This is a genomic window from Streptomyces sp. NPDC002845 (assembly GCF_053591955.1).
In genome coordinates this window covers 25,193-40,200 of record NZ_JBSFUU010000088.1, presented here as the reverse complement: position 1 = coordinate 40,200, position 15,008 = coordinate 25,193, and the positions used below count along the sequence as shown (strand labels likewise).

Below are 15,008 nucleotides of genomic sequence, written 5' to 3'. Positions count from 1 at the left end.
CACAAACGACCATGATCGCGGTGGCCGTTCCCATGCCCGCGCCACCCCTGACCTGCACAGACACGTCAACGATCAAGACTTACAGCTGCCGTGACAGCCGAATTCCAAATAGGTGCCTCAGCCGCAGGATCCGGAGATCCAGCGGTGGGAACGGAGTTTGTACGTGCCGGCGAGGTTGCCGCCGTGCTGCTGGCGGGTGCAGCCCTTCCGGTTCACATAGTTGGCGCCGCTGTAGCAGGCCACGCCGGTGGCGCTCGACGTGCCGGCGTTGAACACCGACTTGACGTTGCGGGTCGCCGACCAGGAACAGCGGATGGATCCGCCCCGCCAGTCGGGGTCGGCGACGTCCCACTGGCACTTGGAGCCCGTGAAGTTCGGCCCGGTCCAGAAGCACACATACCGGCTCGGGCAGTTCACCGCGGCGTGCGCGAGATCGGCCTTGCTCACCGCCGGTACGGCCTCACTGGCCTGGGCGCCGGTCGGGGCGGTCAGGGCGGTCGCGGCCGCCAGGTCATACCGACGACCACGGCCCGAATTCGAGTGGAATTCAACTGTCTCGGTTTCATTCATTTCCTCCTCGGAACCGAATTCCGCGCATTCAGAAAGCGAAGGCAGGCCGTAGCCGTATGCGCCCCAAGAAGGAAATGCGCCACACCCGTAAACCGTTCATTCCAGGCCCGGTATTTGATGCCTGTATGTCTTCGGGTAGTAATCCGTGCAAGGTGCGCGGGAGCGGGTACGCGGGACGGAGACTCGTACGAGAACGGTTTCGTGCGAGGACGGTGAGGAGGTCGGTGGGAGATGACCACGCAGCGGCGGGGCTCTGGCGGCACAGTGGCGCACCGGCTCATCGAGGAGCATCTGGTGGAAGGGCGCATGGTGCCCGGGGAGGAGATCGGCCTGCGGATCGATCAGACGCTCACCCAGGACGCCACCGGCACGCTGGTGATGCAGGAGCTGGAGTCGCTGGGCCCGGACCGGGTACGCACCGAGATCAGCGTGCAGTACGTCGACCACAATCTGCTCCAGGCGGACGAGCGCAATGCCGAGGACCACGCCTTCCTTCGGTCGGCCGCCCGGCGTTACGGAGTCTGGTACTCCAAGCCCGGCAACGGAGTCTCGCATCCCACGCACATGCAGCGCTTCGGTATTCCTGGCAAGAGCCTGGCCGGTTCCGACTCGCACACCTGTGCCGCCGGTTCGCTGGGAATGCTGGCCATCGGGGTCGGAGGGCTGGAGGTGGCCCTCGCCATGGCGGGTCAGCCGTTGTACGTGCGGATGCCCAAGGTGTGGGGCATCCGGTTGACCGGCGGTCTGCCCGAATGGGTCAGCGCCAAGGACGTGATCCTGGAGCTGCTGCGCCGTCACGGGGTGAAGGGCGCGGTGGGACGGGTGCTGGAGTACCACGGCCCGGGGCTGGACCGCCTGACCGCGATGGACCGGCACGTCATCGCCAACATGGGGGCCGAACTCGGCGCCACCACCTCCGTCTTCCCCGCCGACGCCGCCGTACGCGACTTCCTGCGCACCGAGGGCCGCGAGGACGACTTCACCGGCATCCACGCCGAGCCGGACGCCCGCTACGACCTGGAGGAGGAGATCGACCTCTCCGCCCTGCAGCCGCTGATCGCCAAGCCGACCTCGCCGGGCAATGTCGTACCCGTGCGCGAGGTGGCGGGCGAGCCGATCGGGCAGGCGGTCATCGGTTCCTCGGCCAATCCGGGGCTGCGTGACTTCGCCATCGCCGCGGCCATGGTCAGCGGCCGTCAGACCTCCCCGAGCGTGAGCTTCGACGTCAACCCCACCTCGCGGGAGATCCTGCAGGACCTCACCCGCACCGGGGCGACCTTCGAGCTGCTGGCGGCCGGGGCGCGGCTGCACCAGGCGGGCTGCCTGGGGTGCATCGGCATGGGCCAGGCACCCGCCGCCGGACGCAACTCGCTGCGCACCTTCCCACGCAACTTCCCCGGCCGTTCCGGCACCGAGGACGACGCGGTCTGGCTGTGCTCGCCGGAGACCGCGGCCGCCTCCGCGCTCACCGGGACCATCACCGACCCGCGCGACTGGGCCACCGACCGCGGCGTGCCGTATCCGAGCCTGAACCTGCCCGAGCGGGCCACGGTCAACGCCACCATGCTGGAGCCCCCGCCGCCGCCCGCCGAGGCCTCCCGGGTACGGCTGGAACGCGGCCCCAACATCTCCGGCCTGCCGGACCTCGACCCGCTGCCCGACACCCTCGACGCCCCGGTCCTGCTCACCGCGGGCGACCATGTCTCCACCGACGAGATCTCCCCGGCCGGCGCCAAGGCCCTGCCGTACCGCTCCAACATCCCCAAGCTCGCCGAGTTCACCCTCACCCGGCTCGATGCCGAGTACCCGCGGCGCGCCGCCAAGCTGCGCGAGCGCGGCGGACACGTCATCGTCGCCGGGGAGAACTGGGGCCAGGGCTCCTCCCGCGAACACGCCGCGATCACCCTGCGCCACCTCGGGCTGCGCGCCGTCCTCGCCGCCTCCTACGCGCGCATCCACGAGCAGAACCTCGCCAACTTCGGTGTTCTCGCCCTGGAGTTCGACGACCCGGCCGACCACGACCGCATCCGGCCGGGTGACCGGCTGCATGTGGACGGTCTGCGCGAAGCCCTGGCACCCGGGGCACCGGCGTCCCTCACCGTGCGCAACACCACCCGCACCGAGACCTACCGCCTCCACCACCACCTCTCGGACCGGCAACGGGAGGCCGTCCTCGCCGGTGGCACCATCCCGGCGCTCACTACGCACGGGTGACGGAGGGGTGCCGGGGTACTCGGCGAGGTCCTACGGCACGTCATCGCGCGAGGAGGACTCATGGGTGCGTACGGCCTGACCGATCCCACGGTGCCGGGGCCGCTGGAGGCCGCGTTGCGGGAGCGGGTCGACGGTGAGGTCCGCTTCGACGCGGGGAGCCGGGCCGCGTACTCCACCGACGCCTCGAACTTCCGGCAGACCCCGATCGGCGTGGTCCTCCCCCGCACACCTGAGGCGGCCGTCGAAGCGGTGGCGGTGGCCCGGGAGCACGACGCTCCGGTGCTGTCCCGAGGTGGCGGGACCAGCCTGGCGGGCCAGTGCACCAATACGGCGGTGGTGATCGACTGGTCGAAGTACTGCACCCGGCTGGAGTCCGTGGACCTGGACGCCCGCACCTGTGTCGTCCAGCCGGGCATCGTACTGGACGAACTCAACCAGCACCTCGCGCGTGTCTCTTGCGCTCCGCCTCCGGGGCGCCTCAGCCGAGGTCGAGGGGCCGACCGTGCTCAGCCCCTCGACCTCGGCGCGCCCCGCAGGCTCCGCTCGGCCGGCCTGCGCTACGGCCCGGAGCCCGCCACCCATATGAACTGCACGATCGGCGGCATGATCGGCAACAACGCGTGCGGCGCCACGGCCCAGCAGACCGGCAAGGTCGTCGACAACATCGCCCGCCTGGAAGTGCTGCTCTACGACGGCACCCGGTTCTGGTGCGGCGAGACGAGCGATCAGGAGTACGCCGAGATCGAGCGGCACGGCGATCTGAGGGCCGCCCTGTACCGGCGGTTGCGCGTCCTCCGCGACACGTACGCGGAGGAGATCCGCCGCCGCTACCCGGACATCCCGCGCCGGGTGTCGGGCTACAACCTCGACTCCCTGCTGCCCGAGCACGGCTTCGATGTCGCGGGACTGCTGGTGGGCAGCGAGTCGACCCTGGTCACCGTGGTGCGGGCCGAGCTGGAACTCGTACCCGTGGTCAAGGAACGGGCGCTGGTCGTCCTCAGGTTCCCGGATATCGACAAGGCCGCGGACGCCGTACCGGGCATCCTGCCGCACGAGCCGATGGCGCTGGAGGGGGTCGACTCCCGGCTGATCCACGACGAGCAGCTCAAGAACCTCAACCCGAAGGCCATCACCGAACTGCCCGAGGGGCGGGCCTTCCTGATGGTGCAGTTCGGCGGCGAGACCGTCGAAGAGGCCGACGCGCAGGCCCACCGCATGCTCGGCGACCTCCACCGAAGCGAACGTGACCCACAAGTGGCCTTCCTCGACGACCCGGCCCGCGAGGAGGAACTGTGGCAGGTCAGGGAGGCGGGTCTCGGCGCCACCGCGCACGTCCCGCACCGGCCCGACACCTTCGAGGGCTGGGAGGACTCGGCGGTGCCGACCGAGCGGCTGGGCGATTATCTGCGGCAACTGCGCGGACTGTACGAGGAGTTCGGCTACCAGAGCGACACCGGGCCGAGCCTGTACGGCCACTTCGGGCAGGGCTGTGTGCACACGCGGATCCCCTTCGATCTGTACAGCGCCGACGGGGTGGCGGCCTACCGCCGCTTCATGGAGCGGGCGGCCGACCTGGTGGCCGGGTTCGGCGGTTCCTTCTCCGGGGAGCACGGGGACGGGCAGAGCCGGGGCGAGCTGCTGTCGCGGATGTTCGGCGCCGAGCTGGTCGAGGCGTTCGGGCGGCTCAAGGCGGCCTTCGACCCGCTGAACCGGATGAACCCAGGGAAGGTCGTGGCGCCGTACCGGCTGGACGAGCATCTGCGGCTCGGCGCCGGCTGGGCCCCGTACGACCCGCAGGACGTGCACTTCCGGTACCCGGACGACGGCGGGTCCTTCGCTCAGGCGGCCAACCGGTGTGTCGGTGTGGGCAAGTGCCGGCAGTACACCAACGAGGGTGGCCAGGTGATGTGCCCGTCGTACCAGGTCACTTCCGAGGAGGAGCACTCGACGCGGGGCCGGGCGCGGCTGCTGTTCGAGATGCTCGACGGGCACGGCGACAGCGCGGTCCAAGGCGGCTGGCGCTCGCGGGCGGTGCGGGACGCGCTGGATCTGTGCCTGGCGTGCAAGGGCTGCGAGACGGACTGTCCGGCCCATGTGGACATGGCCACGTACAAGGCGGAGTTCCTGGCCCATCACTTCGAGGGCCGGCCGTGGCGACGGCCGCGCTCCCATCTGTCGATGGGCCGGCTGCCTGCCGTCGCCCAGGCCGTGGGCCGGCTGCGGCTCGGCCCGGTCGTCAACGCGTTCACCCACGCTCCCCTGTTGTCCCGGGCCGCCGTGGCCGTCGCGGGGGTCGAGGACCGGGAGGTGCCGCTGTTCGCCGACGAGACGCTCCAGCGGTGGTTCGCCCGGCATGAGCCGTACGGCGACGGGGCGCGCGGCACGGTTCTGTTGTGGCCGGACACCTTCACCCATGTCTTCCACCCGCACATCGGCCGGGCGGCGGTGCGGGTGATGGAGGACGCGGGGTGGCGTGTCGTGCTGCCCGCCGAGCCCCTGTGCTGTGGCCTGACCTGGATCTCCACCGGTCAACTGCCCGCTGCCAAGCGGGTGTTGACGCGCACGGTCCGCCACCTGGCCGACCATGTCCGCGCCGGTGGCCTGGTGGTCGGTCTGGAGCCGAGCTGCACGGCGGTGTTCCGGTCCGACGCCGGTGAGCTGTTCCCCGGCGACCGTGACGTGCGGCGTCTGCGCGCGCAGACGGTGACGCTCGCCGAGCTGCTCACCGAACACAGCCCCGGGTACACGCCGCCCCAGGTGCCGGAACGGCAGGCGAAGGCTCTGGCCCAGGTCCACTGCCACCAGCACGCGATCATGGGCTGGGCGGCCGACGAGGAACTGTTGCGGCGCGCCGGAGTCGACGCCGAGCATCTGGAGTCCGGGTGCTGCGGGCTGGCCGGCAACTTCGGCTTCGAGCGCGGTCATCTGGAGGTCAGCGAGGCGTGCGCCGAGCGTGTCCTGCTGCCGCGGCTGCGTGAGGCGGACATGGAGACGGTCGTCCTGGCCGACGGCTTCAGCTGCCGTACGCAGATCCACGAGTTCGACAGCGGCGGTCACGAGGGCGTGCACCTGGCGGAGTTGCTGGCCTCCGCCCTGCCGGGCGCGCCGGGCAGCGCGTACGGTGTCGCGCCCGGCGCCCGGCCCGCTCCCCCGGGACGGTGGGCCACGTCCCTCGCCCTCGCGGCCACCGGTGCGACGGTCGTCGGCGCGGCGGCCGGGCTGGCCCGAGGGCTGCGGCACTGAACCGGCCTCAGGCCTCAGGATGCCTCCCAGACGTACCGCCGCCCGGCGACCGCCTTGAACGTCAGCTCGTCCCCCTCCAACAGGTCGCTTCGTACGGCAAGTTCGCTGGTCCGTGCGGCGGAGAGCGCGACGCGGGTGGCCCTGCCGTCCGCCCAGTCGATGTCGACGGTGGCGCCGCCGCGGGCGCGCAGGCCGCGGACCGAGCCGTCGGGCCAGGCGGTGGGCAGGGCGGGGAGGATCTCGATGACGTCGTGCTGGCTCTGGAGGAGCATCTCGACGATTCCGGCGGTGGCGCCGAAGTTGCCGTCGATCTGGAACGGCGGATGGGTGTCCCAGAGGTTGGGCAGCGTCGAGGACCTGAGCTGTTCGCCGAGCATCTTGTGGGAGTGGTCGCCGTCGCGCAGCCGTGCCCAGAAGTTGATCTTCCAGGCCTTGGACCAGCCGGTGCCGCCGTCGCCGCGCGCGGTGAGCGAGACCCTTGCGGCCTCGGCCCACGCACTGCCGGGTTCGATCTGCCGGCCCGGGTGCAGGGCGAACAGGTGGGAGACGTGGCGGTGCTGGTCGTCCGGGTCGTCCAGGTCGGCTTTCCACTCCTGGAGTTGGCCCCAGGCTCCGATGCGCAGGCCGGGGTCCAACCGGTCGAGCGCGTCGGCCAGTTGCTTCCGGAAGGCGGGAGTGTCGCCGAGGATCCTGGCGGCCTCCAGGGTGTTGGTGAACAGGTCGTGCACGATCTGCTGGGACATCGCCGCGCCGGCCGTGAAGTCACCGTGCTCGGGTGAGTAGCTCGGGGTGACGACGAGGGTGCCGTCGCGCGGGTCGGTGCGCAGGTTGTCGAGCCAGAACTCGGCGGCCTCCTTCAGCACCGGGTACGCGGTCGAGCGCAGATAGGCCGTGGAGCCGCCGAACCGGTAGTGCTCGTAAAGCTGTTGGGTGACCCAGGCGGCGGCCTCGGGGAACCAGAACGCGGTCGCCCAGTTGTGCACGCCCGTGAAGCCGTACGGGTTGGTCTCGTTGTGCACGACCCAGCCGCGTGAGCCGAACATCTCCTTCGCCGTACGCCGCCCGGGGGCGCGCAGGGCTTCGACGAAGCGGTCGTACGGGGCGGTCGTCTCGGCGAGGTTCGCGGCCTCGGCGGGCCAGTAGTTCATCTGGAGGTTGATGTTGACGTGGTAGTCCGCCGACCAGGGGGGTCTGGTGCTGTGGTTCCAGACGCCCTGGAGGTTCGCGGGGAGCGAGCCGGGGCGGGAGGAGGCGATGAGCAGGTAGCGGCCGTACTGGAAGAAGAGGGCTTCGAGCGCCCGGTCCGCGGCCGTGGTCCCGCCCGTGTAGGCCGCGAGCAGCCGGTCCGTGGGGAGGTCCGGAGTCTCACCGCCGAGGTCCAGCGCGACCCGGTCGAACAGGGCGCGGTGGTCGCGGACGTGGCGGGCGCGGAGCCTTGACCAGCCCTGGGCGCAGGCGGAGTTGACGGTCCTTGTCACGGCCGTGTGCGGGTCGTCGCCCCGGTGGTCCGGGTAGGTGTCGGCGTAGTCGGTGCCCGCGGCGAGGACGAACCAGGCGCTGTCGGCGTCGGTGACGGTGAGCGTGCCGTCGGTGTGCGCGGTGAGGGTGCCGCCCGTGTGGTGGACGCGGATCTGCGCCTCGAACCTCAGCCCGTTGTCGGCGAGTCGACCGCGTACGGTGAGCCGGTCATCGGCGGCCGTGGTCGTGAAGTCGGTGCGGGGCGAGGTGTAGCGCAGGGTGAAGGTCACGCCCGCGTCTCCGGTGAGGCGGCCGACGATGACGTTGTCGGGGTGGGAGACGAAGAACTCCCGTGTGTGGTACGCCTGTTGGTGGGTGTACGTCACGGTCGCCACGGCCTCGCGGAGGTCGAGGGCTCGGCGGTACGAGGCGGGGGTCGCGGTGGGGGCGCCCGGCAGGTCCAGGTGGAGGTCGCCGAAGGTCTGGTGGGCGCCGTAGCCGGCGCGTGGCTGGCCGAGGCGCTCGGCGACGGAGTCGGGGTCGAGCGTCGTCTCGGCGTCGATCTCGTCCTGGACGGAGGCGATCGCGCCGGGGCGTGGTGCACTCCAGTTGCCGTGATCGTAGCCCTGGGCGGAGCCGGGGCCGCCGGTCCACAGGGTCTTCTCGTTGAACTGGAGCCGCTCGGAGGCGAGCGTGCCGAACACCATGGCGCCGAGGGCTCCGCCGCCGATGGGCAGGGCCTCGCGCTCCCAGTCGGCGGCGGGGCTGGTGTACCAGAGCTGTAAGGGGTCCGGTACCGGCGATACATCGGAGGAATCAGCAGCCGCTCCGGATGAAATGAAGGGGCCGCCCGTCAACGCCAGGCCGCCCGCTCCACCGACTGCGGACTTCAGCGTGGCTCTTCGGGACATCTCATGCGCCATACCCTCGGACCGTAATGATCCGATGACTGGTCGACAAGAGTCGTGACAAGTCAGCCTGGCCCCGCGCTCAGGTACGGGGCCGGTCCGGCCGGATCAGCTCGGCTGCTGGAACAGCTCCGCCGGCAGCGGCTTCAGCAACGCGTACAGGTCGTCCGTGATGGGCCGGTCCCAGGCGGCGATGGTCACCAGAACGTTGTCGCTGCGGTCGAACTGCACGCAGGAGATACGGCTCTCGGAGAGCTTGAGGCGACGCACGATCAGGAGGTTGTCGCCCTGCATCACCGGCATGTCCTCGGACCCGACGACAGTGATCTCCTCCTCGTTCCCCAGCGCCAGCAGCAGCTGGGCCACCTCGAACGGGATCTCGTCCTCGCCGACCTCGCGGGCCGGGGAGCCCTCCGGCAGATTGCCGATGATCATCGCGGGGCCGCGTCCGCCGAACAGGTCGTAGCGCAGATAGACACCCTGGCAGCTGCCGTCGGGGGCGGGCAGCAGGCCCGCGCCGAGATTGCCCGGCCAGTCGCCCGGGTCCATGGCCAGTACGTCGAAGTCGGGCCCGGCGGGTGTGGCGCTGCGGCGGCGGAGGAAGGACATGCCGCCATGGTACGTGCCCGGCAGTGTTCGGTGACGTGTGTTCCGAAGGCTCCCGCGAGAGTGCCGGGGCTACGGTTGTTTGTCCGCTGCGGGCCGTCCGTGGCTGTTCGCGCCCACGCGGAGGAGCCGCAACAGTCCCTCTTGCGAGCCGCCGCATGGCGTCGGCCGCGGCGAGTTCACTGTCGCGATCGGAAAGCGTCCGTCGACTCCGTGCGCCGTACCGCCCCATACCTACCCCCTGCCACGGCGGGCGACCCGCGCGGGCAGTGAGCACGCGCCGTGGCCTCCAGGCGACACCGGGAGGGGTTCGGCAGGGGCCGTTTCGGCGGTTACCGAGCGGACGCTTTCCGGTGCCGTTCGTGGTGGCGAGCCACTCTGGCCCGGTTGCCGCACGACGGCTTGCACCACTCCTGGCGGGGGTGCTCCTTGAGGAAGTAGCGCACGCAGCGCGGCGCGTGGCAGGCGCGCAGCCGTTGCCGGTCGGGGCTTGCGAGGAACGCGACGGCGGCGCGGGCGAGGGTGGCGGCCAACTGGTCGCCGCCGGTCTCGGTGCGGTGGCGCACGACCGGGTCGGCGCCCTCGGGCCAGTGCAGCACGGGCACGGTCGGGGCCAGCGCGGCGGCCGTGTTGAGGCGCTCCAGGGCCTGGGGTACGGGCAGCAGCCGGGAGGCGTCGGCGGGGCTGGGCTCGCCGGGGTGGACGGCGCGGGCGAAGAGGGCGCGGACTGCGGCCCGCAGTTCGCGTACGGCGAGGAGCACGGTTTCGTCGGGGGCGAAGCCGTCGGCGCCGGGCAGGGTGTCGGCGTGCGCCCGGACCCAGGCGGTGAGGCCCTCGGGTGCGGTGAGATCGTCGGCGACTCCCCCGTGGCCGTCGTGCCTGATGGTGAGGGCGAGGTCCAGGGCGAGGCGGGCGTCCGGGCTGATCGTGTCCTGCATGAGGCTAATGATAGGCGCGACTGCATCCATTAGGGCAAGCGAAGGCCCTCAGGAGCGGCGAGACTCCTTCCCCGCCCTCGGCCGGACAGGATTCTGGACAATTCCGGGGGAATTTTGGCACGGTGAGGCGCACCGGCCCAGTAATCGAACATGTGGCCGATGCCTGCAGGGGGTTCACTCATGTCATCCGCACACCTCGCGCCGGACGTCGCGGCCTTCTACACCGAGCAGAGCGTGTTCTCCGATCCCGGCGATCTCGCCCCGCTGTACGCCGATCTGCCGAATGATCCGGCTCAACTGGCATGTGTGGCCCGTGATCTGACGATCCATCGAGGGGAGGGCGAGTTGTACCGCTACGCCATCCCTCAGGACCGTCTGCACAACGACGCCGAGACGCGCTACGTCGACGGCATCCTGCGGATCGTCGTCGAGCGGAACGACGCGCCGCTCACGCGGCGGCGCGAGGCAGGGGACCGTTTCGTCGGTGTCTGTCGCGACTTCGCGCTGCTGCACTGCTCGTTCCTGCGCCACGTGGGTATCCCCGCCCGCATCCGCTCCGGCTTCGCCGACTACTTCGGCACGAACGGTTTCCACTGCGATCATGTGGTCACCGAGTACTGGGACGAGGGGCGCGGCTGGCTGCTCGCGGATCCGCAGCTCACCGACCCCGACGTCAGGGACGGGTGGCAGGTGGACTTCGACCCGATGGACGTCCCGCGCGACCGCTTCCTCGTCGCGGGCGAGGCATGGCGGGCCATCCGGGCGGGCGAGGCGGACGCGAAGACCTTCGGCCTCCACCCGCCGGAGGAGGGACCCCTGTTCGGGGAGTTCTTCGTCGCGGGCAACGTCCGTCTCGACCTCGCGGCGCTGAACAAGGTCGAGACGCTGCTGTGGGACATCTGGGGCACGGGAGCCGACAGCGACGCCGAGATGACGGACCTGATCCGTGCCGTGTACGACGAGGCCTCGCCGGTGGTCTCCGGCGACGTGTCCTTCGACGTGGCGCGAACCCTGTTCGAGCGGCACGACGGGCTGCGTACGCCGAGGACGGTGCTGTCGATGTCGGAGTTCCACGAGCCGTGTGAGGTCAGTCTCCGGCACGCCCGGGCCTGATCGCCCCGGGGGCCGGCCCGGCTCATGGGCCGCCCCCGGCAGGCGAACGCCGTTCCCAGGAGCGGCGAGCCGCGCCTCAGGTCAGATCGAACTCCCCTTCACGTGCCCCGGACACGAAGGCGCCCCACTCCGCGGGGGTGAAGATCAGGGAAGGGCTCTCCGGCCGGCCGCTGTTGCGCATCGCGATGAAGCCCTCGACAAAGGCGATCTGGACGTCTCCCCGCCCTCGGCTGCTGGACTGCCACTCGGCGTTGCTCAGGTCCAGATCCGGCTTCTCCCAGCCTGCGAGCGGGTGCTGCTCCATGGTGCTCTCGGCCACGTCCGTGCTCCTCCCGGTTCGTCGTCCGCCGCCAGACTAGCGATCGGTCTCCGTCGCCAACAGGCCACGTGAGGGGGAGGTTCATCAGGCGGGCGGCTCGGCGCCCACCAGCCACATCGAGAAGAACTGCGATCCGCCGCCGTAGGCGTGCCCGAGCACCCTTCGGGCGCCCGCCACCTGGTGTTCTCCCGCCTGGCCGCGCACCTGAAGGGCCGCCTCCGCGAAGCGGATCATGCCGGAGGCGCCGATCGGGTTGGTGGACAGCACACCGCCCGACATGTTGACGGGCAGGTCCCCGTCCAGCTCGGTCACCCCGGACTCGGTGAGCTTCCAGCCCTCGCCCTCGGCGGCGAAGCCCAGGTTTTCCAGCCACATCGGCTCGTACCAGGAGAACGGCACATACATCTCGACCGCGTCGATCTCCCGGCGCGGGTCCGCGATGCCCGCCTGCCGGTAGACGTCGGCCGCGCAGTCCTGGCCGGCCCGCGGCGACACGAAGTCCTTGCCCGCGAAGAGCGTGGGCTCACTGCGCATCGCGCCCCCGTGCATCCAGGCGGGCGGCCGCGGTGAACGGGCCGCTCCCGCGCGGTCGGTGAGCACCATCGCGCAGGCGCCGTCCGAGGAGGGGCAGGTCTCCGAGTAGCGGATCGGGTCCCACAGCATCGGCGAGGCCTGGACCTTCTCCAGCGTGATGTCGTGTTCGTGCAGGTGGGCGTACGGGTTCTTCAGCGCGTTGCGCCGGTCCTTGTACGCGACCAGCGAGCCGACCGTGTCGGGGGCACCGCTGCGCCGCATGTACGCGCGTACGTGCGGCGCGAAGAAGCCGCCCGCGCCCGCGAGCAGCGGCTGCTGGAACGGGATCGGCAGGGACAGGCCCCACATGGCGTTCGACTCGGACTGCTTCTCGAAGGCGAGGGTGAGCACCGTGCCGTGGACGCGGGCCGCGACCAGGTTCGCGGCGACGAGCGCGGTCGAGCCGCCGACCGAGCCCGCCGTGTGCACGCGCAGCATGGGCTTGCCCACGGCACCGAGCGCGTCGGCGAGGTACAGCTCGGGCATCATGACGCCCTCGAAGAAGTCGGGCGCCTTGCCGATGACGACGGCGTCGATGTCGGCCCACGTCAACTCGGCGTCCTCCAGGGCCCGCCCCGCGGCCTCGCGCACCAGCCCGGCGATCGACACGTCCCGTCGCGCCGCGACATGCCTGGTCTGGCCGATCCCTACGACGGCCACGGGCTCCTTGCTCATCGAGGAACTCATCGTGGGACTCATCGCGGAACTCATCGCGGGTCTCCTTCCAGTACGGCCACGAGGTTCTGTTGCAGGCAGGGCCCCGACGTGGCGTGGGCCAGCGCACGGTCGGACTCGCCCCGGTGGATGCGAGTCGCCGCCTCGCCGATGCGGATGAGCCCGGCGGCCATGATCGGGTTGGCGGCGAGGGCTCCCCCGGACGGGTTGACGTTCACGCTGTCGTCGAGCCGCAGCGCCTTGCGCAGGACGACCTCCTGCGAGCTGAACGGCGCGTGCAACTCGGCGGTGTCGACGGGCCGTTCGAAGGCTCCGGCCCGCTCGGCGGCCAGGCGGGTGGACGGCGAGTCGCTCAGATCCCGTACGCCGAGGCCGTGCGCCTCGATGCGGTGGTCGATGCCCCGTATCCACGCGGGCCGCTCGCACAGCTCACGCGCCCGCTCCCCCGCCGCGAGGACCACGGCGGCCGCCCCGTCGCCGACGGGCGGGCAGTCGCCGGTACGGAGGGGCCGTACGACATAGTCCCCCTGCGCCACCGAACCCCGCAGCTGCGCACGGGAGTTGGTCATGGCTGCCGCACGGCTCCGGGCTCCCACCGCCGCCAGCGCGGGTTCGTCCGTCTCGCCCGCGTCGATGAGCGCCTGCGCCTGGAGCGCGGCCAGCGCCACCGAGTCGGGCCACAGGGGCGCCACGTAGTACGGGTCCAGCTGGCGGGTCAGGACGTCCCGTACGGAACCGGGGGACGACTTGCCGTACGCGTACACGAGCGCGGTGTCGGCATCCCCGGTGAGCAGCTTCGTCCACGCCTCGTACAGCGCCCACGCCCCGTCCATCTCCACGTGCGACTCGGAGATCGGCGGCCAGGCGCCCACCCCGTCGAGGGCGAGGGTGAAGGAGAAGGCGCGGCCCGCGAGGTAGTCGCTGGACCCGGAGCAGGTGAAGCCGACCTCGCCGGTCTTCAGGCCGGTCCGGTCCAGGACATCGTGGAGGACCGGCATGAGCATCTCCACCTCGGAGAACTCGTCGCTGGTGCGCCGGTGTCCGGTCTGCCCGAAGGCGACCACGGCGATGTCCCGGACGGGCATGTCGCGCCGCGGGTCGCTCGGCATCTACACCAGCTCCTTGTACGTCTCGTAGTCCGCGTCGGGTTCGCCGGTGGGCCGGTAGTGGTCGGGGTAGCGGGCCCCTTCCGTCCACACCGGCTCGACCCGCAGGCCCATGCGCACCTGGTCGTAGGGGATTCCGCCGATCCGGCCGTGCAGGGCGAGGTCGGCGCCGTCGAGGGCGATGTGCGCGTAGACGTACGGCACTTCGATGTCCAGGTTCTTGGCCTTGATGTTGACGATGCAGTACGTGGTGACCGTGCCGCGCGGCCCCACCTCGACCTGTTCCGCCGTGGCCACCCCGCACGTGGGGCACGCGCCCCTCGGCGGCACGTACACCTTGCGGCAGGACGGGCAGCGTTCGCCGACCGTGCGCTGCTCGGCGAGGGCGTTGATGTAGCCGGACTGGGCGCGGCCGGGCGAGTAGGTGTAGTCGAGGCGGGCGGGGGCGACGATGCCGGTCACCTTGTCCTCGAACTCCCCGTCGTGGCCCGTGAGTCGGGGTGCGTCTTCACCTTCCTCGCCTTCTTCACCTTCGTACGGCTCGAAGCAGGCGATGTCCGTGATGGCGCCGGAGCGTGTCGCCGCCCAGCGGACGCGGACGCGCATGCCCGTGCGTACGGCGTCGGGGCCCGGGGCGTCGAGGGCGTGCAGCAGTGCCGTGTCGGCACCGTCCAGCCGCACCAGGACCCAGGCGAAGGGGTCGGTGAGCGGCTGTCCCCGGCGGGGCTCGTCGTTCCAGGCCCAGGTGGTGACAGTGCCGGTGGGGGCGACTTCGACCAGGTCGCGTATCTCCTCGGCCGTGACCGGGTCGTACTCGACAGGTGGCACGAGGGTGCGACCGTCGCTGGTCTTCACCCCGAGGACGACGCGTTCACGCAGGCCGGTGAGGAAGGCGCTCTGTACGGGGCCCAGCGAGCGGGTGAAGGGGAACTCGACGACGAGGGGGGCCTTGAGGATGGCAGGCACGGGGACTCCTCGGGAGGGAAGGGGGACGACGCGGCGGGGCCGGGTCGCCGTACGACTCGGCGGACGGTCGTGGGGCGGAGCCGGGGCACGGCAACCGCTGAGCCGGTGGGGCCGCCCGGCGGGGGAGCACCCGCCGTCCAGTGGGCGGCGCTGAAGGGCTCGGGCGTGGCAACCGCTGAGCGCCCACTGCACCACACCGTGATCCCGACGCCAACGGGCCATCCGGCACGCCGGGCACGGTCGTGGCACTCTGCGGGCAGGCGGGACCACGCACCCGATCGCGGCGACCGCTGAACCACAGACCGCTCCCCACAGTGAC

Annotated in this window: 11 protein-coding genes; 3 read left to right on the top strand and 8 right to left on the bottom strand. The window is 71.1% G+C overall.

The features are described 5' to 3' along the window. Positions 1-117: 117 nt before the first annotated feature. Positions 118-570: a peptidase inhibitor family I36 protein gene (locus ACWD3C_RS40215; protein WP_451152250.1), complete on the bottom strand. Its 453-nt coding sequence runs from the start codon at positions 568-570 to the stop codon at positions 118-120. A 231-nt stretch (positions 571-801) separates the two neighbouring features. Here ACWD3C_RS40215 and ACWD3C_RS40210 point away from each other — a divergent pair, with 231 nt between their 5' ends. Both ACWD3C_RS40210 and ACWD3C_RS40205 read left to right on the top strand, forming a co-directional pair. Next, positions 802-2,784: an aconitate hydratase gene (locus ACWD3C_RS40210; protein ID WP_451152248.1), complete on the top strand. Its 1,983-nt coding sequence runs from the start codon at positions 802-804 to the stop codon at positions 2,782-2,784. Positions 2,785-2,844: 60 nt separating this feature from the next. Beyond that, positions 2,845-6,027, top strand: a complete 3,183-nt coding sequence (locus tag ACWD3C_RS40205) for an FAD-binding and (Fe-S)-binding domain-containing protein (protein ID WP_451152246.1) — start codon at positions 2,845-2,847, stop codon at positions 6,025-6,027. Positions 6,028-6,041: 14 nt separating this feature from the next. On the opposite strand, the gene ACWD3C_RS40200 is transcribed toward ACWD3C_RS40205, so the two are convergent. From ACWD3C_RS40200 to ACWD3C_RS40190, 3 genes are all read right to left on the bottom strand, one after another. Next, entirely contained in the window at positions 6,042-8,396 is a 2,355-nt protein-coding gene (locus ACWD3C_RS40200; protein WP_451152244.1) for a glycoside hydrolase family 95 protein, read from the bottom strand. Positions 8,397-8,501: 105 nt separating this feature from the next. Then, entirely contained in the window at positions 8,502-9,002 is a 501-nt protein-coding gene (locus ACWD3C_RS40195; RefSeq protein ID WP_451152242.1) for a hypothetical protein, read from the bottom strand. A gap of 329 nt (positions 9,003-9,331) precedes the next feature. Continuing rightward, positions 9,332-9,937: a CGNR zinc finger domain-containing protein gene (locus tag ACWD3C_RS40190; RefSeq protein WP_451152240.1), complete on the bottom strand. Its 606-nt coding sequence runs from the start codon at positions 9,935-9,937 to the stop codon at positions 9,332-9,334. A gap of 180 nt (positions 9,938-10,117) precedes the next feature. On the opposite strand from ACWD3C_RS40190, the gene ACWD3C_RS40185 reads away from it, so the two are divergent. After that, complete coding sequence (locus ACWD3C_RS40185) at positions 10,118-11,050, top strand: transglutaminase-like domain-containing protein (RefSeq protein WP_451152238.1); 933 nt, start codon at positions 10,118-10,120, stop codon at positions 11,048-11,050. A 76-nt stretch (positions 11,051-11,126) separates the two neighbouring features. On the opposite strand, the gene ACWD3C_RS40180 is transcribed toward ACWD3C_RS40185, so the two are convergent. The 4 genes from ACWD3C_RS40180 to ACWD3C_RS40165 all read right to left on the bottom strand — a co-directional run bounded on the left by ACWD3C_RS40180 (position 11,127) and on the right by ACWD3C_RS40165 (position 14,689). Continuing rightward, entirely contained in the window at positions 11,127-11,369 is a 243-nt protein-coding gene (locus ACWD3C_RS40180; RefSeq protein ID WP_451152236.1) for a DUF397 domain-containing protein, read from the bottom strand. A gap of 84 nt (positions 11,370-11,453) precedes the next feature. Then, on the bottom strand, positions 11,454-12,617 hold the full coding sequence (locus tag ACWD3C_RS40175; RefSeq protein ID WP_451152252.1) for a thiolase domain-containing protein: 1,164 nt from the start codon (positions 12,615-12,617) through the stop codon (positions 11,454-11,456). Between the two features lie 32 nt (positions 12,618-12,649). Beyond that, on the bottom strand, positions 12,650-13,726 hold the full coding sequence (locus ACWD3C_RS40170; protein ID WP_451152234.1) for a thiolase domain-containing protein: 1,077 nt from the start codon (positions 13,724-13,726) through the stop codon (positions 12,650-12,652). Further along, positions 13,727-14,689 (bottom strand): Zn-ribbon domain-containing OB-fold protein, encoded by a 963-nt coding sequence (locus ACWD3C_RS40165; protein ID WP_451152232.1) that lies wholly within the window; start codon positions 14,687-14,689, stop codon positions 13,727-13,729. It abuts the gene before it with no gap. Positions 14,690-15,008 lie beyond the last annotated feature (319 nt).